This is a genomic window from Mesorhizobium sp. M7A.F.Ca.US.005.03.2.1 (assembly GCF_003997795.1).
Lineage (GTDB): Bacteria > Pseudomonadota > Alphaproteobacteria > Rhizobiales > Rhizobiaceae > Mesorhizobium > Mesorhizobium ciceri.
This window is the reverse complement of record NZ_RZRP01001313.1, coordinates 1-1,091: the sequence shown is the minus strand read 5'-3', so window position 1 is coordinate 1,091 and position 1,091 is coordinate 1. Positions and strand designations below refer to the sequence as shown.

The 1,091-nt window shown below is 62.6% G+C and carries 2 protein-coding genes; both read right to left on the bottom strand.

Going from position 1 to position 1,091, the window contains the following annotated elements; genetic code table 11:
* Positions 1–670 (bottom strand): nucleotidyltransferase family protein (locus tag EN991_RS37355; RefSeq protein WP_164769711.1); only part of this gene is annotated, 670 nt, incomplete at its 3' end.
* A 64-nt stretch (positions 671–734) separates the two neighbouring features.
* Positions 735–1,091: dihydroxyacetone kinase subunit DhaK (locus EN991_RS37350; protein ID WP_206519349.1), on the bottom strand; the 357-nt coding region annotated here is incomplete at its 5' end.

Sequence of the window (1,091 nt, the reverse complement as noted above, 5' to 3'; positions counted from 1 at the left end):
CGCCGGCGGCGTGCACGATGGCGATCGTTAGAAGAGCCGCCGGCGTGTCCGTGGCTTCGCCGTCGATGGCGCGCAATTCAGGGAAACCCAGCGACAGGCGCCGCCGCATGCCGGTGTCATGCACGAGGTCGCCATGCAGTTCGACCAGCAGGCTGGAATTCTCTTTTTCCAGCCATTTGAATTCCTGCAATTCGTAGGATTCGGCCTCGTTGCTGCCAAGCTCGAAGCCGCATGCCGCGATCACCTGGTTTGCCCTGGCCAGATTGGCGGGTTCGACCAGGATGTCGATGTCGGTGAAGGGCCTGTCGGCGACGTTGCGGTAGAGCTTTCGCGCGAAGACGGGTCCCTTGACGATCCGCGCCGGAATATTGTCCGCCGCCAATCCCTTCATGATGCGGTCGCCATGATACTTCAACAGCATCGACTGGCCGGTGGCGATCGTTGCCTTCTGGCGCAGATCCTCCAGCTTGCCGTGCAGGTCGGCATCCGCTGGCAGCCGCGCGTCCCCGCTGAGCTTGCGCAACATGATCGGCAGCACGCCGTGAAACTCGGCATTGTCGAGCAGCGCCGTCAGCGTCTTTGCCGACAAATCTTCGCCGCCTGCCGCCGCCTCGGGGTCAGCGAAGCGCAGCAAGAGTCTTTCTTCGGCGGAAGTAAGCGGTGGCAGCATCAACCCAGCTAGCATTGCGAGCAAGTCAGGAATGGTTGCAGAAAAGCCTAATGTAAGCCAGCTTTTACATGCCCCAGCGCAGCGCCGCAGTGTGTACCGGCGCGTCCCAGAATGCGGTCGTCTCGTCGTCGAGCATGGTCAGCGTGATCGAGCAGCCGGCCATATCGAGCGAGGTGACGTAGGAGCCGACCAGCGAACGGGTCACCGTCACGCCATGCTTCTCGAAGATTAGCCGTGCGCTGTTGTACATCAGATAGAGTTCCATCAGCGGCGTGCCGCCGAAGCCGTTGACGAACAGCAGCGCCGGGCCTTTCGCTTTGTCGCCGAGATCGCCGAGGATCGCGGCGCAAATCTCCTGCGCGATCGCATCGGCGCTTTTCAGCGCATCGCGCCGGCGGCCGGGCTCGCCATGGATGCCGAC